Raw genomic sequence first — 20,176 nt, forward strand, 5'->3', positions numbered from 1 at the left:
GTCGGCTTCAGCCTCATCTCCGACAACGGCGGAATCTTCCCCAACGGCCTGCTGCCCATGATCATCCTCATGCAGGGCGTCCTGTTCGCCTACGCCTCCATCGAACTCGTCGGCACCGCCGCCGGCGAAACCGAAAACCCCGAAAAAATCATGCCCAAGGCCATCAACTCCGTGGTCTTCCGCATCGCCGTGTTCTACGTCGGCTCCGTCATCCTCCTGGCCCTGCTGCTCCCATACACCTCCTACGAAAAAGGCGTCAGCCCCTTCGTGACCTTCTTCGGCTCCATCGGCATCCAGGGCGTGGACGTCATCATGAACCTCGTCGTCCTCACCGCCGCCCTCTCCTCCCTCAACGCCGGGCTCTACTCCACCGGCCGGATCCTGCGCTCCATGTCCGTCAACGGCTCCGCCCCGCGCTTCGCCTCCCGGATGAACAAAGCAGGCGTCCCCTACGGCGGCATCGCCATCACCGCCGGCGTCTCCCTCCTCGGCGTCCCGCTGAACTACCTCGTCCCCGCCGACGCCTTCGAAATCGTCCTCAACGTCGCCTCCGTCGGCATCATCATGACCTGGGCCACCATCGTCCTGTGCCAAATCCAACTCCACCGCTGGGCCGACAAAGGCTGGCTCAAACGCCCCACCTTCCGCATGTTCGGCGCCCCCTACACCGGCTACCTCTCCCTCCTCTTCCTCCTCGGGGTCCTGGTCATGGTCTTCATCGAATCCCCCCTGACCATGCTCGTCACCGCCATCGCCTCCATCCTCATGGTCTTCGGCTGGTACGCCTGCCGCAAACGCATCCGCGACATCGCCGAAACCCGCGAAGGCTACACCGGCGCCGCACCCGTCATCGCCAACCGCACGCCCATCTCCTGAATCAACAGCATCGTCTTCAGCCCGCCCTCAACAAAAGAAAGACAATGACACCTGAGCCCCAGTCCACCGTGACCACCTCCCCCACCCCGCCCGCCGCCGTCGTCCTCCATCAGGACGGCGCGCTGCAGGCGCGGCCCAACGTTCCCACGGCAATACTCAAATCCGCCGGCCACGTGATCGTCGATTCGCTCACGGCCCACGGCGTGGAGCGCACGTACGTGGTTCCGGGCGAGAGCTTCCTGGACGTCCTGGACGGCCTGCACCATTCGGATATCGAGACCGTCGTGTGCCGGCACGAGGGCGGTGCGGCCTACATGGCCGAGGCCGACGGCAAGATGAACCAGCGGCCCGGCGTGGCCATGGTGACCCGTGGACCGGGCGCAGCTAACGCCCATGTGGGGCTGCACACGGCCTGGCAGGACTCCACGCCCATGCTGCTCTTCGTAGGCCTCATCCCCTTCGCGCACCGCGACCGCGAGGCATTCCAGGAGTTCGACATCAAGGCCTGGTTCGATACCGGCGCCAAGCGCGTGATGGTCCTGGACCATGCCGAGCGGGCCTCCGAAATCGTGGCCGAAGCGATGTTCGCTGCCATGAGCGGCCGGCCCGGTCCGGTGGTGGTTGGCCTGCCCGAGGACATCATCCGGCAGCAGATCGATCCGGCCCTGCACCCCGCCATTCCGGTGGCGGCAGGCGGCATGAGCAGGACGGACGCCGCGGCCTTGGAAGCTGCGCTGGCGGAGGCGAGGAAACCGCTCTTCGTCACGGGCGGCAACGACTGGACGCAGGAAGCTGCCGACGAGCTCACTTCATGGCTGGAACGGCACCACATCCCCGCAGCGGCGGAATGGCGCACCCAGGGAACAGTGTCATTCGATTCCCCCTCCTATGTGGGCCCGATTGGCTATGGCCGCCCGCGCCCCACCTATGACCTGCTGGAGGAAACGGACCTGCTCGTGTTCGTGGGCACGGTGCCGGGCGACGTTATTACGGACGGTTTTGTCTGCCGGCAGGACTGGAACAAGAAAAACTTCCTGGTCACCGTCGACCCGTCCCTTCGTGGCCGGTCCGGTCCGGTGTCGCGGCAGATCCTGGCCAAGCCGGAAGCGTTTGTGCGTGAACTGGCGGACATCAGCCTCCCGGTGAAGGAGGAGTGGAAGGCCTGGACCGTCCGGATGCGCGCCGAGCAGGAGCAGTTCGCCGCGCTTCCCCCGGCGGCGCCTGCACCGGGCCAGGCACGGATGGACACGCTGATGGCGAACCTGGTGCCGCGGCTGCCCGGGGATGCGATGGTGACGTTCGGGGCAGGCGAGCACACCAACTGGGCCCACCGGTACTTCCCCACCCGCCGCTACGCGTCCATGATCAGCGCCCGCAACGGCTCCATGGGCTACTCCGTCCCGTCGGCCATCGCGGCATCCCTGGCTGAACCACGACGGCGGGTGGTTACCATCGCCGGGGACGGCGAGTTCCTGATGAACGGGCAGGAGCTGGCCACGGCGGCGCAGTACGGCGCCACTCCGCTGGTGATTGTGATGGACAACCAGGAATACGGCACCATCCGCACCCACCAGGAGCGGCACTACCCGGAACGAGTGTCCGGCACCCAGCTGAAGAACCCCGACTTTGGCCTCATGGCCCGGGCCTTCGGCGGTTTCGGCATCACGGTTACCGAGGACGAGGATGTTCCAGCAGCACTGGATGCGGCGCTGGCAGCCATCGACAGGGACGGCGTGTTCGCGCTCATCCACTTGGTGGTGGCGCAGCGGGTCAAGGCGTACTAGCCAGTCAAGGCGTACTGGCCAGTCAATGCGTACTAAGGAAACCGCACGCTGAACGCGTGCCACAGGGAAAGCGGACGGCGCCAGGAGGTCCCGGCGTCGTCCGCTGCCCTGCCAGCCGCCGGCTAAAGCCGGTCCGTCCTGTCGTCGCCGCCCTTGTGGCCTGCCCCGCGGAGGTTTTCCTGGACCTTGCCAAACAGGTCCTTGATGGTGGATTCGGCGTTTGTCATGACATCCACCTGCAGGTAGACGTCGTGCGTGAGGGGAAGATCGTACTCATCCTTCAGGTGCGTGCCGCCCGCCACCCCGTCCAGCGACAGGTAGACCATTGCCTCGGTCCGGGCGATCCCGGCGATCCTGCCGAAGACAACGGTGAACTCGTTCGGCTGAAAGCTGACGGTGTGGCCAATATGGGAACGGTCCAGCTCACCTGCGGGAACGGCCTTCTCTGACTGGCTTCCGGTGTAGTCCATGAACTTCTCCTTCAATCGCCTGGCACTTACGCAGGCAGTCTAGCGCCCCGCTCCTTTTGGCTGGCCCGGATGCGTGCTGGAGGGCTGCACAAACAGGCAGCGGAGGCCGTGGTCAGTCCTCCATTGAAGCAGCGGGCCCGGCACCTGTTTGATGGCAGGAAGCGGTGGTAAGGCCGCTGCCGTAAACCGAAGGAAAAAACCGTGACTTCAATGGCGAACCGCGTCACAAGCCCTGCCCGCTGGGACGATGTCGAAATTGGCGACAACGTCGAACTTCGACGGAATGATGCCCCCGTCTTCGCCGGGCTGGTGGATGCCCGCACGGAAGACGGCGACGTGGTGTGGGTTGTTGCCCTTGGCGGAGGACGCCGGCTGTTCCACATCGCCGACGGCTACCACCTGGCAGCGGCACCGGCGTGACGGAGAGCTGCCCGGAGGACTGCCACTACTGCCGGGGCCCGGAGACGGACTGAGGCTCTGGTTGGCGGGTCCTGGCTGACTTGGGTGCCGAATGACGCGGGTCCTGGCTGACTTGGGTGGCGCGGCCGGTCCTGCAAGACTGGCACCAGCCCAGCAGCCAACCGTCAGGAGACCCCCATGGCCCCGCACAGCAGCCCCGTCGGCACCAACCGGTTCACCGATCTCCTGGGAATTGACGTTCCAGTGGTCCTGGGCCCCTTTGGCGGTGCTTCCTCCGTCCAGCTCACCGCAGCAGTGAGCGACGGCGGGGGGCTGGGTTCCTACGGCCTGTACGGTTACGACGGCGAGGCGATCCAGCGGACCGCGGCGGACCTGCGCGCTGCCACGGCCAAACCCTTCGCGCTCAATCTATGGGTGCCCACCGGCAGTGAGGCCACGTCCGTGCCGCAGGCTGACTTCGACCGCTACGTCGGTGGCCTCAAACCATACTTCGAGGAGCTCGGCATTCCGCTGCCGCAGATGCCGGCCCGGTACCTTGCCGACTACGGGGAGCAGGTGGAGGCCACGCTGGAAGCCCGGCCCGCCGTCGTCAGTTTTGTGTTCGGTGTCCCCGCTCCCGAGGTTGTGGAAGAAGCACACCGGCGCGGCATCAAGGTCCTCGGCACCGCCACCACCGTTGATGAGGCAGTTGCCCTTGAGGAAGGCGGCGTGGACGCCGTCGTCGCCAGCGGGATGGAGTCCGGAGGCCATCGCGTTTCCTTCCTGAAGCCTGCCGAAGAATCGCTGGTGGGAACCTTCGCCCTCATCCCCCAGGTGGCGGATGCCGTGGCAATTCCGGTTGTTGCGGCCGGTGGAATCGCCGACCGGCGCGGATATGCCGCCGCCCGTGCACTCGGCGCCGACGCCGTGCAGGTGGGCACAGCGTTCCTGGCAACGCGCGAATCGGCCGCCGTGCCCGCTTACCGCGCAGTACTCCGCAGTCCCGCCGCCGGCCACACTGTACTTACCCGAGCAATGAGCGGCAGGCTGGCCCGCGGCATCCCCAACCGCGTCATCACAGAACTGGCCGACTCCCCGTCCGTCGCACCGTTCCCGGTCCAAAACTGGCTCACGGGCCGCTTCCGGCCCGAGGCCGCTGCGCAGGGAAAAACTGAGCTGATGTCCCTCTGGGCTGGCCAATCCGCACGCCTGATCCGGCATGACAATGCCGCGGACGTCCTGGCCGAACTGCTGGCCGGCGTCCCCGGCCAGTTATCCACGTAGACCCCATCCCGGCGGGTTTGTTCGGCGAATCCCGATAGTATCTGGTGGACCGAAAACATGGCCTGGACCGCAGTTCTGCCCCCGGCAGTTCCGCATCTGCGCGGAGAGGAGTAGCCGTGCCAACGCACCGCCCGCGCACTCCCTTCCACGGCTTCCGTTCCTCGGCGCTGGCAACCGGCATCTTCGCTCTTGCGGCGGGGGCGCACCTTGCCGGCGGCGCCCGGCTGCCCGCCCCCGGGATCCTGCTGGCAGTCCTGGCACTGACTGCCCTCGTCAGCACCGCAGCCACACGGCTGCGGCTCGCCTTCCCCGCGATGGCAGCGCTCCTCGCTGCCGGCCAGCTTGTGCTGCACGAGCTGTTCACCGCGTTCGGCCGCCCGGGTTTGGCGGCAGCACCGGGGTTTCCGCTGGACGGCCACCAGCACGCCGGGAGCCACGCAGCTTCAGCGGAACTGGCCGCCCTGGCCGCGCACGTGGGCCCTGCAGACCCCGGCTCGGCGCCGCTGATGCTGGCCGCCCACGCAGTGGCAACACTCGGCTGCGCGCTTCTGCTCGCCAGGGGTGAGGCGGCCCTCTGGGCCCTCGCCGCCTGGCTTCGTCCGCTGGCCGCCCTCCCCCAGGCCGTAGCGCCCAGCGCTGATGGCCCCGTTGCCGAAACTTTTCCGCCCGACGCCGCGCCCCGGCGTCCCTGGCGCAATCTCCGGCAGGACAACCGGCGCGGCCCGCCTTCCGCCGTCGTTCTCCCGTCCTGAACCGCACCCGGAAACCTGCCGGCCGCGGCCCCCACTTCCTGCACGCCCGGTTCCGGGCATGCATCCGAAAGGCAACCCCATGAACACCCGATCCCTTCGCCGTGCCCAGATTCGCCGTTCCCTGAACCACCGCTTCCTGATGCACCGTTCCTTGATGCACCGTTCCCTGGCCGCCGCCGCTGCAACCGGCGGCGCCGCAGCCCTGCTGCTGGCAGCAGCGGGCGGAGCCGCGGCACACGTCGGCGTCACACCTGACAAGACCTCAGCCAACTCCTACGCCCTGTTGACCTTCGCGATTCCGCACGGCTGCGGGGAGTCCGGCACCACCAAGGTGGCCATCACCCTGCCATCGGAACTCAATGACGCCCAGCCCACAGTGAACCCCAACTGGACCGTCGAAAAAGTGGCGGAGCAGCTTCCCGAGCCTCAAAAGCTCGCGGACGGCACGTCCGTCACCAAGCGGACCAGCCAGATCATCTACACCGCCAAGGCGCCCCTCCCCCATGAACTCCGGGACGCCCTGGTCCTGTCCGTCAAACTCCCCGACTCAGCCGGGACAACCCTGCACTTCCCCACCCTCCAGACCTGCGAAGTGGGCCAGACGGACTGGTCGGAGATCGCGAAGGACGGCGCGGACCCGCACTCCCTCAAGTCCCCCGCCCCGACCATCACCATCACGGAGGCGGCTAACGCTGCCGGCCATGGCGAGGCCTCCGCCAGCCCGGCATCCCACTCCACCGAGCAGGCCGCGGCCGTCACGGACAGCGGAGCCGGGGCCCGCAGCTGGGCAGGACTCGCGGCCGGCATCGGCGGCCTGGCCCTGGGCGGGGCAGCCCTGCTGCGCAGCGGTGCCCGTAACAAGGCAACGGCCGGCGCCGCCGGAAAGTAAGCGGCCTGCGCCACGGAAACCGGCGCCACACTAATGGCCCGTTTGATGCCCGGATCATCACGATCCGGGCATCAAATGCCCGCCAGGCACACCGCATCGTTGACGCGGCCAGCGGCTGCCGCGAAGGTGGTGCCATGAGGTCTCAGAGAATTTTCCAGGGGATAGCCGTGTCGACGGCGGCCGCAGCTGCCGCCCTGATGCTTACAGCGTGCGGGCCTAGCAGCACGCCGCAAGCGCAAACCACCACGACGGCGCCGGGCACCGGCTCAGCCAGCCCGGAGGCGCCGTCCGCGTCACCGCCGTCGTCCGCAGCGCCGTCGTCCGCGCCGTCGAGCGCTGCACCGGCAACCTCCACCCCGGCGTCACCGGGCCTGTGCAAGGCGGCGGCACTGTCCGCCGCCACCGATGCCTCAGGCGGGGGCGCGGCCGGCAGCGTCTACATGAAGCTCAACCTGACCAACACCGGCCCTGAATCCTGCATCCTCAAGGGCTTCCCCGGTGTATCCCTGGCCGCGGACAACGCGGGCGCTCCCATCGGTGCGCCCGCCACCCGCGACGAATCTGCCCCCGTTGTGGACGTCCTCCTGGCCCCGGGCCAGACAGGCTCCGCGGTGCTGCGCTATACCCAGGCCGGAAACTACACAGACTGTGCCATGGTGGACGCCGCGGGCTACCGGATCTACCCGCCGGAGGACACCGCGTCGCTGTTCCTGCCGCAGCCCACCAAGGCATGCAGCAACGCCGGCATCACGCTGCTGAGCATCGGCGCGTTCCAGCCGGCCTAGCGCCATTTCCTGTCCATACCCGCAAACGACTGCAGGCGGTCCGGCATTCAGCCGGGCCGCCTGCAGTGCTATGTCCGCCACCAGGCTGGCTGCCTGGTCCGATGGTCCTGGTTCTTGATTCCTCGTTGGATGATTCCTGGTGCGGCGCTTTTCTAGTGCGCCGTGGTGGTGCGGCCGGCACGTGCCGTGCCCCGGGACAGGGCGAGGCCCAGGCCCAGCATGCCGACACCCAGGATGAAGTGCAGCCAGTTGTCCGCCATGTTGACAGGGACGAAGTTGGCCGGGGTGTCCAGGCCGATCAGCAGGCCGTAAAGCCACAGCACCAGGTAGATGGCACCGCCAATGACCAGGTAGTTCCTGGACTGGGCGGCACTGCGGGCCATGGCGATACCGGCTGCGCCGAAGAGCAGGTGGACGATGTTGTGCAGCACGGACACCTGGAAGATGCCCAGCAGCAGGGCCCCGGATCCATGCCCCGCGAAGCTCATGGTCTCGTAGTTGGTGGTGATTCCGGGGATGAATCCCAGGATGCCTACCAGGAGGAAGACCGCTCCTACGGCGAGGGCTGCTTTTTGAATATTTGTCCGGCCTACGGTTCGACCGTCGGAACTCATGCTTGTCATGGTTTCTCCTGCTATTTGTCGAAAACGTTCACATCATGGCTGCCGGGCTGTGCCTGACCATAGACTTAAACCCCGACAAGGTAAGTATACTTATCAAGTGCGCCACGGATAGGTCAGGGTATATAACAGACCCATCACAAACTGGCCCCCCACCAGCGGATTTATTACCGGAGGCAGGTTGAGCTCATGACGTCGATTTGGTTGGACCGCAGCGAAACGTTCACTTCTGATCCGTTTGAGCCCGACAGCAAGTACGACACCGTGGTGGCAGGGGCCGGGCTGACCGGCCTGGTCACCGCCTTGCTGTTGGCGCGCTCCGGACAGAAGGTACTGGTGATCGAGGCACGGTTCCCCGGAGCTGTGACCACCGGAAATACCACCGCCAAAGTGACCCTGCTGCAAGGCACCTTCCTGTCCCAGCTCGCCCGCCAGTACTCCGCCAAACAGGTCCAGGCGTATGTTGATGCGAACCGTGAAGGCCAGGCGTGGCTGCTGCGCTACCTGGACGAACACCAGGTGCCCTACCAGCGCCGGGACGCCTACACCTACGCCGCCACCCCGCAGGGCACCGAGAAACTGCGGGAGGAGGTCAGTGCCGGCACCACCGCCGGACTGGACATGGAGTACGTGCGCGACGCCGGCCTTCCCTTTGCCGTGCACGGCGCCGTACGGCTCCCCGACCAGGCCCAGATCAACCCGATGCAGGTCCTGGACACACTGATGGCGGACATCCGGAGCCGCGGCGGCACCATCGTCAGCGGGGTGCGCCTGCGGGACGTCACCGGCGACATTCCCTCAGCCGTGAAGACGGACCGCGGCAGCGTGCGGGCGGACCGGGTTGTGCTCGCCACCGGCATCCCCGTCCTCGACCGGGGCCTGTACTTCGCCAAGCTGAAGCCGAGCCGTTCCTATGCCGCAGCACTTCAGCTGCAGGAAGGGCAGGAGCCGCCTCCGGGCATGTACATCTCGGTGGAGCAGCCCACCCACTCGCTCCGGGATTTCGAGCACAACGGCCGCAGGCTCCTGCTGGTGGGCGGCCACGGACACCACGTGGGACGTGCACAATCGGAAAAAGCCCATCTTGCCGGGCTGCTCGACTGGTCCCGGCAGCACTACCCGGGTGCGGTCACCACGCATACGTGGTCCGCCCAGGATTACATGGCCACCAACCTGATGCCGTTCTTCGGCAAGCTCCCCCGGGGTAAAGGGCACGTCTATTTCGGCACGGGCTACAACAAATGGGGCATGACCAACGCCGTTGCGGCAGCGGTGGGAATCTCAGCGGATATCCTGGGCGGCCAGGTGCCGTGGGCGGATACCATCCATCACCGGGTCACGTCCCCCTCCGGCGCACTCTCCGCGGTAGCACTCAACGCCGGAGTTGCCGCCAAGCTTGCATCCGGCTGGGGGCAGCTGGCAGCGGAAGGGCTGAAAACCGAAGGCGCCAAGGCGCTGAAGAAGGGCAAGGAGCAGCCTGCCCCCGCGGCGGCGCCGGTGGTGCCTGCCGAAGGCCAGGGCGAGGTTTACCGGGAGGGAACGCGGCCCGTAGCTGCCTCGACTGTGGACGGGACCACGTGCAAGCTGTCTGCTGTCTGCACCCACCTTGGCGGCATCGTGCACTGGAACGACAGTGAACTGACGTGGGACTGCCCCCTGCACGGTTCCCGGTTCAGCAGTGAGGGCAAGCTCCTGGAGGGCCCGGCCACCCGGGACCTCCCCCAGGCCGGAAAGGCTTGAGCGGGCGTTCCGGAGGCACCGGCATCCCTGTCGGTGCCTTGGGGCATGATGGAGGCATGAACCAGGAACAGCCTTCCGGCAGCGGCACGGACGCCGGTGCGGCCGCGCCCATGGGCCAGTTCAGCAGGCCCACCCGCGACTGGTTCCTGGGCGCCTTTTCCGAGCCCACCCCCGCGCAGGCAGGGGCATGGAACGCCATCTCCTCGGGCTCCCACGCGCTCGTGGTCGCCCCTACGGGTTCGGGCAAAACGCTTGCTGCTTTCCTCTGGGCCCTGGACCGGCTCCTCTCCTCTGCAGCAGCAAGCCCCGAACCCGAAGCTGCCGGTCCCGCGGTTTCTGCCGCCGGGTCAAAGGGAGCAGCAAAGGGCCGGCGCCCGCGGGCTCCCAAGCGGAAAACCCGGGTCCTCTACATTTCGCCGCTGAAGGCGCTGGGCGTGGACGTGGAACGGAACCTCCGCTCCCCGCTCATCGGCATCACGCAGACCGCCAAGCGCCTGGGACTGCCCGCGCCGCTGATCACTGTGGGCCTCCGGTCCGGGGACACCACCACGTCGGACCGGCGGGCGCTGCTCAGCAACCCGCCGGACATCCTGATCACCACGCCCGAGTCCCTGTTCCTGATGCTGACGTCCCGGGCCCGCGAGACCCTCGCCGAGGTGGACACCATCATCGTTGACGAGGTCCACGCCGTGGCGGGAACCAAGCGCGGCGCGCATCTCGCCGTCTCCCTTGAACGGCTGGATGCCCTGCTGCCCAAACCCGCCCAGCGGATCGGGCTCTCCGCCACCGTGGAACCGCGCGAGCTCGTGGCCCAGTTCCTGGCGGGCACGGCGCCGGTGGAAATCGTTGCGCCGCCCGCGCAGAAGAACTGGGACCTCACGGTCTCCGTCCCTGTGGAGGACATGTCCGACCTCCAGGGCGCGGCCGGGGCCTTCGATTCGGGTCCTGCCTCCGGCCTCCAGCCCCAGGCGTCCATCTGGCCGCACGTGGAGGAGAAGATCGTTGACCTGGTGCTTGCCAACCAGTCCACCATCGTTTTCGCCAACTCCCGGCGGCTGTCCGAACGGCTGACTGCCCGCCTGAACGAGATCTACGCCGAACGCCAGCTGGTGGCCGTGGGCGGCGGCTGGGACGATCCCGGCGCGGAAGGGCTGGAAGCCGGCGGTGCCTCCGCGCCTGGCGCCCCGCCGTCGGGCGTTCCAGCCTCCACCGCCACGCCGGCGCACATGATGGCCCAGGCGGAAAGCTCGGCGGGAGCGGACCCGGTGCTCGCCCGGGCCCACCACGGCTCGGTGTCCAAGGACCAGCGGGCGCTCATCGAGGATGACCTCAAATCCGGCCGGCTGCGGTGTGTAGTGGCCACGTCCTCGCTGGAACTCGGCATCGACATGGGCGCCGTGGACCTGGTGGTGCAGGTGGAATCCCCGCCGTCGGTGGCCAGCGGCCTGCAGCGGGTGGGCCGCGCCGGCCACCAGGTGGGGGAAGTTTCCCAGGGTGTGCTGTTCCCCAAGCACCGCGCGGACCTGGTCCACACCGCCATTACGGTGGAACGGATGCTCGGGGGCAAGATCGAGCGGCTCAGCATCCCCGCGAACCCGCTGGATATCCTGGCCCAGCAGACCGTCGCCGCCACCGCACTGGGCAGCATCGATGTCGAGGAATGGTTCAGTACGGTGCGCCGCTCGGCCCCCTTCGCGTCGCTCCCCCGCTCGGCGTTCGAGGCCACCCTTGATCTGCTGGCGGGCCGTTACCCGTCGGACGAATTCGCCGAGCTCCGCCCCCGGATCGTCTGGGACCGCAATGCCGGCACAATCGAAGGGCGGCCGGGTGCCCAGCGCCTGGCCGTCACGTCGGGCGGCACCATCCCGGACCGCGGACTGTTCGGTGTCTACATCATCGGGACCGAGCTTGAGGGCTCGGCGTCGCCGTCCGCCGACGGCAAGCCGGCGCCTGCCCCCAAGGGAGGCCGGCGCGTCGGCGAACTGGACGAGGAGATGGTCTACGAATCCCGGGTGGGGGACGTCTTTGCCCTGGGCGCCACCAGCTGGAAAATCGAGGACATCACGCATGACCGCGTGCTGGTGTCGCCCGCCTTCGGCCAGCCCGGCAAACTGCCTTTCTGGAAGGGCGATTCTCTGGGCCGGCCCGTGGACCTGGGCCGCGCCCTCGGCGCGTTCGTCCGCGAACTCTCCGCGTCGGACACCGGCCCTGCCACCGAGCGCTGCAAAGCGAGCGGCCTGGACGATTTCGCCGCCAACAACCTGATCCAGTACCTGACGGAACAGAAGCAGGCCACCGAGGTGGTCCCCAGCGACACCACGCTGGTGGTGGAGCGGTTCCACGACGAACTGGGCGACTGGCGCGTCATCCTGCACAGCCCGTTCGGCATGCCCGTGCACGCCCCGTGGGCCCTCGCCGTCGGGCAGCGCCTGCACCAGCGGTACGGGCTGGACGGCTCGGCCATGGCGGCCGACGACGGCATCGTCCTGCGCGTTCCCATGATGGAGGACGAGCCGCCGGGCGCCGAGCTGTTCCTCTTTGACCCGGAGGAGCTGGAGCAGATTGTCACCGCGGAGGTAGGCGGCAGCGCACTCTTCGCCTCCCGGTTCCGGGAATGCGCCGCCCGGGCCCTGCTGCTCCCCCGCCAGACCCCGGGGAAGCGGCAGCCCCTCTGGCAGCAGCGGCAGCGCTCGGCGCAGTTGCTGGATGTGGCCCGGAAGTACCCCACGTTCCCCATCGTGCTGGAAACCGTCCGGGAATGCCTGCAGGATGTGTACGATCTCCCTGCGTTGAAGGACATCGCAGCCTCTGTGGAACGGCGGGAGCTGCGGATCGTGCAGACCACCACGTCGCAGCCGTCGCCGTTCGCCAAGTCCCTCCTGTTCGGCTACGTGGCCCAGTTCCTGTATGAGGGCGATTCCCCGCTGGCCGAGCGGCGGGCCGCAGCCCTGGCCCTGGATTCCACCCTCCTCAACGAACTGCTGGGACGCGTTGAACTGCGCGAACTCCTGGACGCCAAGGTCATCGAAGCCACTGAACGTGAGCTGCAGCGGCTGGTCCCGGACCGGCGGGCGCGGGGCCTCGAAGGCGTGGCCGACCTGCTGCGGCTGCTCGGTCCGCTTGCGCCGGAGGAGGCTGCGGCACGTCTCCAGGCGGAGGCAGACGCCGACGCGCCGGCCGACGCCGCGCTGGCCACTGCCCACCTGCTCGCGCTGCAGCGCGCCAACCGCGCCATCAAGGTCAATATCGGCGGGGTGGAGCGCTTCGCTGCCGTCGAGGACGCCGCCCGGCTCCGGGATGCCCTCGGCGTCCCGCTGCCCATGGGTGTGCCGCTGGCCTTTATCGAACCGGTGGCCGATCCTTTGGGAGACCTCGTTTCCCGGTACGCCCGGACCCACGGGCCCTTCACCTCAGGTGAAGCGGCAGCGCGGCTGGGACTGGGCGTGGCGGTAGTGGGCACGGCCCTGAAACGGCTCGCCGCGGACGGCCGGGTAGTGGAGGGTGAGTTCCGCCCGCACGCGACGGAGCCGGAAAACACCTCCAACCCTGTAGAAGCGGAGGCCCCGGAAGATCCTGAAACGGCGCTGGATGTCGAAGCGGGGCCGGAAGAAAGTCTCCTGTCGCCGGCACCACAGGCCGTTCCCCACACTGCTGTCAGCGAATGGTGTGATGCCGAGGTGCTGCGCAAGCTCCGGCGCCGTTCGCTGGCTGCCCTGCGTGCCGAAGTTGAGCCGGTGGACGCCGCCGCCTACGGGCGTTTCCTGCCTGCCTGGCAGCACGTAAGGGTTCCCGGAACCGGCCGGGGGCAGCCGTCGCTGCGCGGCCTGGACGGCATCGTCACCGCCATCGACCAGCTCTCCGGGGTACCGGTGCCGGCGTCCGCCTGGGAACCGCTCATCCTGGCCAGCCGGGTGTCCAACTACCAGCCGGCCATGCTGGATGAGCTGATGGCTGCCGGGGAAGTTTTGTGGTCCGGCGCCGGGGCTTTGCCGGGGAACGACGGCTGGGTCAGCCTGCACCTGGCGGATTCGGCAGAACTGACCCTGAACCCGGCGCCGGAGTACGAGCCGGGTGATGCCGGGCAGCGCCTCCTGGACCATCTGCGGAACAACGGCGGCGGCTACTTTTTCCGCCAGCTGACGGACGTCGCCGGCGGCATGGACACCGTACTCAGCGACCAGGAGGTGGTGACGGCGCTGTGGGAGCTGGCGTGGGCAGGGCGCATCACCGGGGACACCTTCGCTCCCGTCCGGGCCCTCATTGCGGGCGGCCACACGGCGCACCGCCAGGTGGCCCGTGCACCACGGGCCCGGGCACCGCGGCTGAGCAGGCTGGGCCGTTCACACGGCACCGGGCTCATGGGCTCTCCGGGCCTGGCCGGCGGCCGCTACGGCACCTCAGGTGCTGCCGCCACTCCGCCCATGGCCGCCGGCCGCTGGTCTGCGCTTCCTGAACCGGAACTGGACGCCACCATCCATGCCCGCGCCACCGCCGAACTCCTGCTGGACCGGTACGGGGTGGTCACCCGGGGTTCGGTCATGGCCGAGCAGATCCTGGGCGGCTTCGGCCTGATGTACAAGGTACTGGCCCGGCTTGAAGAAGCAGGGCGCTGCCGCCGCGGCTACTTCATCGAACACCTCGGGGCTGCCCAGTTCGCTGTTCCGGCCACGGTGGACCGGCTCCGCTCCTACGCGGAGGACACCCAGCTCGCCAAGCCCGATCCCGTAGCTCTGGCACTCGCGGCCACCGACCCCGCCAATCCCTACGGCGCCGCCCTGCCCTGGCCAGCCCTGCAGGACGAGGCAGGAACCGGGCACCGCCCGGGACGCAAGGCCGGGGCCCTTGTTGTCCTGGTGGACGGAGCGCTGGTCCTTTATGTGGAACGCGGCGGGAAGACGCTTTTGGCTTTCAATGACGACGAAGCCGTCCTGGCGGCCGCGGGCGCGGCACTGGTGGGCGTTGTGGCGCGGGGCGCGGTGGACAAGCTGATCATGGAGAAAGTGAACGGGCACGGCATTCTGGACACCCCCGTGGCGGCCGCCCTCAGCTCCGCAGGGGCCTACTCCACGCCGAAGGGATTGCGGATCCGTGCCTGAGGGTGATTCCGTCTGGCGTGCCGCCAACCAGCTGCACCAGGCCCTGGCCGGGCAGACCCTGCTGGCCTCCGATTTCCGCGTCCCACGCTTCGCCACCCTTAACCTGGCCGGTTGGACGGTGGCCGAGGTGGTGCCCCGCGGAAAACACCTCCTGATGCGGGTGGTAAGCCCTGATGACAAAAAGCTCACCATCCATTCGCACCTGAAGATGGAGGGAACCTGGCAGGTCTATCCACCCGGCGGCAGGTGGCGCAAACCCGGCTTCACCGCACGGTGCGTCCTGCGCACCAAAGCCGCGGACGCCGTCGGATTTTCCCTGGGCCTGCTGGAAGTTGTGGCCACCGACAAAGAAGACTCCGTTGTGGGGTTCCTCGGCCCGGACCTCCTGGGCCCCGACTGGGACCTGGATGAGGCCGAACGCCGGGTCCGCGCCGCGCCGGACGTTCCTGTGGGAGTGGCCCTCCTGGACCAGCGGAACCTTGCCGGAATCGGCAACATCTACCGGTGCGAGGCCTGCTTCCTCTCGGGCGTGCATCCCGCCACTCCTGTCTCCGGGGTCGAAGATGTGCGGACCATGATGACGGACGCCAAACAGCTGCTGGAGGTCAACCTCGGCCCCGGGCGCCGCGTCACCATCCTGAATGCCCGCGGGTTGCCGGTAGGCAGGATGGCGGGACGTCCCGGGTACTGGGTCTACCGGCGCGAGCACCAGCCGTGCCTGAAATGCGGGACGCCCATCCGCCGCGGCCTGCTGGGCAAACCCAGCGGCGATGAAGAGCGCGACATCTACTTCTGCCCCCGGTGCCAGCCGGCTCCGGTGTAGGCCTGTCCTCGTACGCCGGTCCGCGGACGCCGGGTCCTGGGCTGGGGCGTTCTGTGGACACCGTTCAATGGTTGGCGCTCAGTGAGCCGCCTTCAGTGGCCGGCCCTCAGCGGACGGGCCATCAGCGGACCGGCGCGGGAGCCTCGCCGGCAGTCTCCGGCACGGCGGCGGGAACCATGAACAGCGGCAGCAGCAGCTGGACCAGTGGTCCGATGGCGAGCGCGTAGACCACCGTTCCCACGCCCACGGAACCTCCCAGCAGCCAGCCGATGGCCAGGACCGTAATCTCGATGAGGGTGCGGGAAAGGCGGACCGACCATCCGGTACGGCGCGCGAGTCCGGTCATCAGGCCGTCGCGCGCTCCGGGGCCGAAACGGGCACCGATGTAGCAGGCTGAGGCCACGCCGTTCAGCAGGACCGCCCCCGCCATCATCCCGATCTGGCCGCCCAGGTGGGACAGGGCGGGGATCACGGCCAGGCCGATATCCGCGAACACACCTACCAGGACGGCGTTGCACAGCGTGCCGAAACCGGGCCGTTGCCGCAGCGGGATCCACAGAAGCAGGACCAGGAAGCTCACGATGATCACCACCAGGCCGATGCTCAGGCCGGTCCGGTTGGCCGTGCCCTGATGGAAGACATCCCACGGATCCAGTCCCAGGCCGGCCCTGATGAACATGGCAAGGGAAATGCCGTACATGGCAAGGCCGGTGAAGAGCTGGATCAGTCTGCGGGTCATCATGCACATACCTTCCCATGCAACTGGCATTGAATTGCATAACCAGTTTGAGATACTGGCCCTATGGCGCCTTCCGTTACCGCAGCATCACTGTCCCGCCTCCTCGGGACGTGGAACAACGGGACAGCTCCTGCCTACCGCAGTTTGGCGGACGTGGTGCGCCTCCTCATCCTGGATGGCAGGCTGCCGCTGGACACGGCATTGCCCAGCGAGCGCGCGCTCTCGGTAGCCCTGGGCGTCAGCCGGACCACCGTGACCGCCGCTTATGCCAGCCTTCGCGACCAGGGTTTCCTGAGCAGCGGGCAGGGCAGCCGGGGCAGGACGCGCATCCCCCAACTCACCCCGTTCGGGCCGGCGCTTGTGGGCCCGCCACAGTCCCGCTCCCACCCGGCCCTGGCCGCTCCCGGGCTCGCTGCTCCGGACGGCCTGATCGACCTCGCATACTCGGCCCTGCCGGCCAGCGGCGAGGTGGTGCACCGCGCCTTCGCCGCGGCACTGACGGAGCTTCCGGCGCTGCTGCCGGGCTTCGGGTACGACGCCATCGGCCTGCTGCCCCTGCGCCAGGCGATCGCGGACCGGTACACGGCAGCAGGAGTACCAACCCACGCCGGCCAGATCATGGTTACCTCCGGCGCCCAACATGCGCTGACCATCGTTATCCGTACCCTGGCGGACCGGCAGGACCGGGTTCTCGTGGAGCACCCCAGCTACCCCAACGCGCTGGACGCCATCCGGGCAGCCAGGTGCCGCCCGGTTCCGGTGGCCTTCGCGCCAGGCGGCTGGGACCTGCCGGCCCTGGAATCAACCCTCTCCCGGCAACGCCCTAAAGTCGCCTACGTTGTGCCGGACTTCCACAATCCCACAGGCCTCGTCATGCCTGACTCCCAGCGCCGCAGGCTGGCCCGGGCCGCGTCCGCGGCCGGAACCGTCCTGGTGGTGGATGAGACCCTTCGTGAACTGAACCTCGACGGCGTCTCCACCACTCCGGTGGCAGGCTTCAGTTCCTCCGTTGTCACCATCGGCTCGCTCAGCAAATCGCACTGGGCCGGCCTCCGGACCGGCTGGATCCGGGCGTCCGAACCCATGATCCAGCGGTTCGCCGCTGCCCGCACCACCCTTGACCTGGGCGGTCCGGCTATGGAACAGCTTGCAGCCGCCCATCTGGTCCGGGCACTTGATGAGCCGCTGCCAGCCCGGCTGCGGGCACTTCGCGACAACCGGGAAGCACTGCTTGAGCTGCTCGGGGAACACCTCCCGGAGTGGCAAACGATGCAACCTGCCGGCGGCCTGTCCGTCTGGTGCCGCCTGCCCGAGCCGTCCAGCACGGCCCTGGCAGTCATTGCGCCGGACTTCGGCATCCGGCTGGCGGCCGGACCGCGGTTCGGAATCGGTGGTGCGTTCGAACGGAACCTGCGGGTGCCGTTCACGCTGCCGCCCGACCGGCTCGAGACTGCGGTACTGGCACTTCGCGCCGCGCAGGACAGGCTCGACGCCGCCCCCCAGCTCCGGCAGACCCTCAAGAAAGCGCCGGCAGCTGCCATCGCCTGAGGAGTTTGCGCTCCCCTAGGAAGCCTGGCCCGCCCCGGCCGTTTTCGCACCGTCACCCCGTGCACGGGAATGTCCCATACGCTGCTTTGCGGTATTGGTGCCGCGTCCGATGGGTATCTGCACTGTGGCTTTCGCCAGCCCGAACAACGGCATTCCGCTGTACACGGTCTCGATTCCCGCCGCGGGAACCTGGTATGTCTCGTGCCAGATGCCGACGTCCCCCGTTCCGGAAAGCTCCTTCATGAAACGCCGCCATGGTTCCAGGTGGGGCGCCTCCCGGTCGGCCGCGAACTTCCGCAGGTGCTCGGGACTCTCCCAGTAGCTCACCAGCATGGTGGTTCGCCCGAACCACTGTTCGAAGCCCAGCATTCCGGAGGCAGGGTCGGTGGCAAGATGCCGGAGGATCCGCGGCATGGCGGCGGCCACCTGTGCCACCTTGCCCACTTTCCACCACCGGTTGGCCCGCATTCCGATCAGGAACACCGTCACGGACTCCCGCCCGGGATCCGCGGTGTAGCGGCCCGGAAATACCTGTTGCTCCATGAGAACTCCTCGACGAAAGGTCATAACCTTGTTTCATAACAACGTTACGAAACAAGGTTATGAAACAATGGGACCCATGGCAAGACCTGTGGTGCACACCAGTTCCCTGCGTGAAGAGCTCCTGGCCGTCACGGCAGACCTCGTGGACCGCCACGGGCCGGCACGGGTAACCCTCAGGGATGTTGCCGCAGCAGCCGGAACCTCCACGTCGGCGGTCTACTCGCTCTTCGGCGGAAAATCCCAGCTCCTCACCGCGGTGGTCGACAGCGGATTTCAGTCCTTCCATGAGTCGCAGGCCGCCGCAGCCCCGGGCGGCCTTCAGGGACTGGGCGTGGCCTACCGGACCTGGGCACTGGAACACCAGGCGCTGTACCGGCTGATGTTCGGCGGCGCACTGGCCGCGTACGTCGACTGCCAGCCCAGCCCGGAGGTCGCCGCCGAGGCCATGGTGCCCCTGATCAACGCGGTTGCCGCAGCCCAAAAGGCCGGCAGGCTGTTAGAGGCCCCGGTGGAGATCGTGGCGGTTGCCATCTGGGGCCAGGTCCACGGCCTGGTCAGCCTGGAACTGGCGCAGGTGGGTCCGCCGGACGCCGACTGGGCCGCGGCGTACGACTCCGCGCTGGACGCCATTGCACGCGGCTGGGCCGCCTGACTCCCCTGACATCACAGGCGTCCGGGCACGTTCCCGCGGCGCCAATTCCGTCCCGATGCTCACATTGGCCGGCGCGGACCGTATGTCACGCGCGCCAGGCAATGTGCGGGTCGGCAGCTCAAGTGTGCGCCGCCGTCGGCACAGGTCCGCGACGCGGCAAGGCTCCCACAGCGCCCCCGGTAGAATAGGCCGGTGATGCAATCCCCCCTTCCCGTGCGCGACGGCGTCAACGCCACGCGCCTGCGCCTCCCCGGGGAGGGCCCGTGGGACACCGCGATGGACTACATGATGCACCGCTGGGGGCACATCGACCCGCAGGGCATCGAGGACAGGTTCGACGCCGGCGAGATCGTCGGCGAGGGCGGCATTCCGCTGGACCGCGGCACTCCCCTCCAGGACCACACCTTCATCTGGTACTACCGCACACTGCCGCCGGAGGAGCGGATTCCCGTGGAGATCAGCATCCTCCACAAGGACGAGCACCTGCTGGTGGTGGACAAGCCCCACTTCCTGCCCACCACTCCAGGCGGCACGTACATCCAGGAGTCCGCCCTGGTCCGGCTGCGGAACCAGCTTGGCCTGCCGGACCTCATTCCCATGCACCGGCTGGACCGCATGACCGCCGGGGTGCTCCTGTTCTCCACCAATCCGCAGACGCGCGGCAAGTACCAGGTGCTCTTCGAAAAGCGGCAGGTCCAGAAGGAATACGAGTGCGTGTCCGCCGCAGAGCCGGCCCCGGGGCATCCCGCCGTCGAGTTCCCGGTGGTGGTGCGCAACCGGATGACCAAGTCCCGCAGCTACCTGCTCGCCGAAGTGATTGACGGCGAGCCCAACGCCGAAACCAGGATTGAGCGGCTGGAAACGTTCGACGGCGGCACTGCACCAGGTGCCTCAGACAGCGCCGCCGGTGGCCGGCTCGCCCGGTACCGCCTTGAGCCGCACAGTGGCAAGACGCACCAGCTCCGGGTGCACATGGCATCACTGGGGCTCGGAATCCTCCATGACGCCTTCTACCCTGAGCTGCTGGACAAAGCACCGGACGATTACGCCAAGCCCCTGCAGCTCCTGGCCCGCGGCATCCGGTTCGTGGATCCCATCTCCGGGCAGCCGGTGGAGTACCGCAGCGGCCTGGAACTCAGCGAGTCCGCGCGGGCCCGTCCCTGAAGACGGGGCTCC

General features: G+C 68.1%; 16 protein-coding genes and 1 pseudogene. 13 read left to right on the forward strand and 4 right to left on the reverse strand.

The genetic code is table 11. The features are described 5' to 3' along the window. Both P2Q66_RS17555 and P2Q66_RS17560 read left to right on the forward strand, forming a co-directional pair. A pseudogene (locus tag P2Q66_RS17555) lies at positions 1-876 on the forward strand (amino acid permease); the annotation flags it as partial. 44 nt (positions 877-920) lie between these two features. After that, the gene (locus P2Q66_RS17560) at positions 921-2,660 is read left to right on the forward strand and encodes a thiamine pyrophosphate-dependent enzyme (protein WP_275730222.1); all 1,740 of its coding nucleotides are present in this window, start codon (positions 921-923) and stop codon (positions 2,658-2,660) included. 122 nt (positions 2,661-2,782) lie between these two features. On the opposite strand, the gene P2Q66_RS17565 is transcribed toward P2Q66_RS17560, so the two are convergent. Then, a complete protein-coding gene (locus P2Q66_RS17565; RefSeq protein ID WP_115526207.1) occupies positions 2,783-3,130 on the reverse strand; it encodes a hypothetical protein in 348 nt (115 codons plus the stop codon). Between the two features lie 210 nt (positions 3,131-3,340). Between P2Q66_RS17565 and P2Q66_RS17570 the strand changes: the two genes are divergently transcribed. The 5 genes from P2Q66_RS17570 (at position 3,341) to P2Q66_RS17590 (ending at position 7,239) form a co-directional block, all read left to right on the forward strand. Then, positions 3,341-3,550, forward strand: a complete 210-nt coding sequence (locus P2Q66_RS17570) for a hypothetical protein (RefSeq protein ID WP_079598092.1) — start codon at positions 3,341-3,343, stop codon at positions 3,548-3,550. Positions 3,551-3,727: 177 nt separating this feature from the next. Further along, positions 3,728-4,813, forward strand: a complete 1,086-nt coding sequence (locus P2Q66_RS17575; protein ID WP_275730223.1) for a nitronate monooxygenase — start codon at positions 3,728-3,730, stop codon at positions 4,811-4,813. Between the two features lie 116 nt (positions 4,814-4,929). Beyond that, entirely contained in the window at positions 4,930-5,565 is a 636-nt protein-coding gene (locus P2Q66_RS17580; protein WP_275730225.1) for a hypothetical protein, read from the forward strand. Positions 5,566-5,704: 139 nt separating this feature from the next. Next, positions 5,705-6,454, forward strand: a complete 750-nt coding sequence (locus P2Q66_RS17585) for a YcnI family protein (protein ID WP_275730289.1) — start codon at positions 5,705-5,707, stop codon at positions 6,452-6,454. Positions 6,455-6,588: 134 nt separating this feature from the next. Beyond that, entirely contained in the window at positions 6,589-7,239 is a 651-nt protein-coding gene (locus tag P2Q66_RS17590; protein WP_275730228.1) for a DUF4232 domain-containing protein, read from the forward strand. Positions 7,240-7,391: 152 nt separating this feature from the next. On the opposite strand, the gene P2Q66_RS17595 is transcribed toward P2Q66_RS17590, so the two are convergent. Continuing rightward, positions 7,392-7,853: a DUF4383 domain-containing protein gene (locus P2Q66_RS17595; protein ID WP_079598175.1), complete on the reverse strand. Its 462-nt coding sequence runs from the start codon at positions 7,851-7,853 to the stop codon at positions 7,392-7,394. 195 nt (positions 7,854-8,048) lie between these two features. Here P2Q66_RS17595 and P2Q66_RS17600 point away from each other — a divergent pair, with 195 nt between their 5' ends. From P2Q66_RS17600 to P2Q66_RS17610, 3 genes are read left to right on the forward strand one after another with little or no spacing between them, the layout of a single operon-like run. Beyond that, positions 8,049-9,599, forward strand: coding sequence for an FAD-dependent oxidoreductase (locus tag P2Q66_RS17600; protein WP_275730230.1), 1,551 nt, complete (start codon positions 8,049-8,051; stop codon positions 9,597-9,599). A 56-nt stretch (positions 9,600-9,655) separates the two neighbouring features. Continuing rightward, on the forward strand, positions 9,656-14,695 hold the full coding sequence (locus tag P2Q66_RS17605) for an ATP-dependent helicase (protein WP_275730233.1): 5,040 nt from the start codon (positions 9,656-9,658) through the stop codon (positions 14,693-14,695). Further along, the gene (locus tag P2Q66_RS17610) at positions 14,688-15,518 is read left to right on the forward strand and encodes a DNA-formamidopyrimidine glycosylase family protein (RefSeq protein ID WP_275730235.1); all 831 of its coding nucleotides are present in this window, start codon (positions 14,688-14,690) and stop codon (positions 15,516-15,518) included. The genes P2Q66_RS17605 and P2Q66_RS17610 overlap by 8 nt, the downstream gene beginning before the upstream one ends. 121 nt (positions 15,519-15,639) lie before the next feature. Here P2Q66_RS17610 and P2Q66_RS17615 read toward each other — a convergent pair whose 3' ends face one another. Then, positions 15,640-16,260 carry a hypothetical protein gene (locus P2Q66_RS17615; protein ID WP_275730237.1) on the reverse strand — a complete coding sequence of 207 codons (621 nt, stop codon included), beginning with the start codon at positions 16,258-16,260 and terminating at the stop codon, positions 15,640-15,642. 60 nt (positions 16,261-16,320) lie between these two features. On the opposite strand from P2Q66_RS17615, the gene P2Q66_RS17620 reads away from it, so the two are divergent. Then, on the forward strand, positions 16,321-17,805 hold the full coding sequence (locus tag P2Q66_RS17620) for a PLP-dependent aminotransferase family protein (protein WP_275730239.1): 1,485 nt from the start codon (positions 16,321-16,323) through the stop codon (positions 17,803-17,805). A gap of 15 nt (positions 17,806-17,820) precedes the next feature. Here the strand turns inward: P2Q66_RS17620 and P2Q66_RS17625 are convergent, their stop codons facing one another. After that, on the reverse strand, positions 17,821-18,348 hold the full coding sequence (locus tag P2Q66_RS17625) for a DUF4188 domain-containing protein (RefSeq protein ID WP_275730241.1): 528 nt from the start codon (positions 18,346-18,348) through the stop codon (positions 17,821-17,823). 76 nt (positions 18,349-18,424) lie between these two features. On the opposite strand from P2Q66_RS17625, the gene P2Q66_RS17630 reads away from it, so the two are divergent. Further along, on the forward strand, positions 18,425-19,000 hold the full coding sequence (locus tag P2Q66_RS17630) for a TetR-like C-terminal domain-containing protein (RefSeq protein ID WP_275730243.1): 576 nt from the start codon (positions 18,425-18,427) through the stop codon (positions 18,998-19,000). 195 nt (positions 19,001-19,195) lie between these two features. After that, on the forward strand, positions 19,196-20,164 hold the full coding sequence (locus tag P2Q66_RS17635; protein ID WP_275730290.1) for an RluA family pseudouridine synthase: 969 nt from the start codon (positions 19,196-19,198) through the stop codon (positions 20,162-20,164). The last annotated feature ends 12 nt before the right edge of the window (positions 20,165-20,176 follow it).

Source organism: Arthrobacter sp. Cr_A7 (assembly GCF_029222765.1).
In the GTDB taxonomy this organism is placed as follows: Bacteria; Actinomycetota; Actinomycetes; order Actinomycetales; family Micrococcaceae; genus Arthrobacter.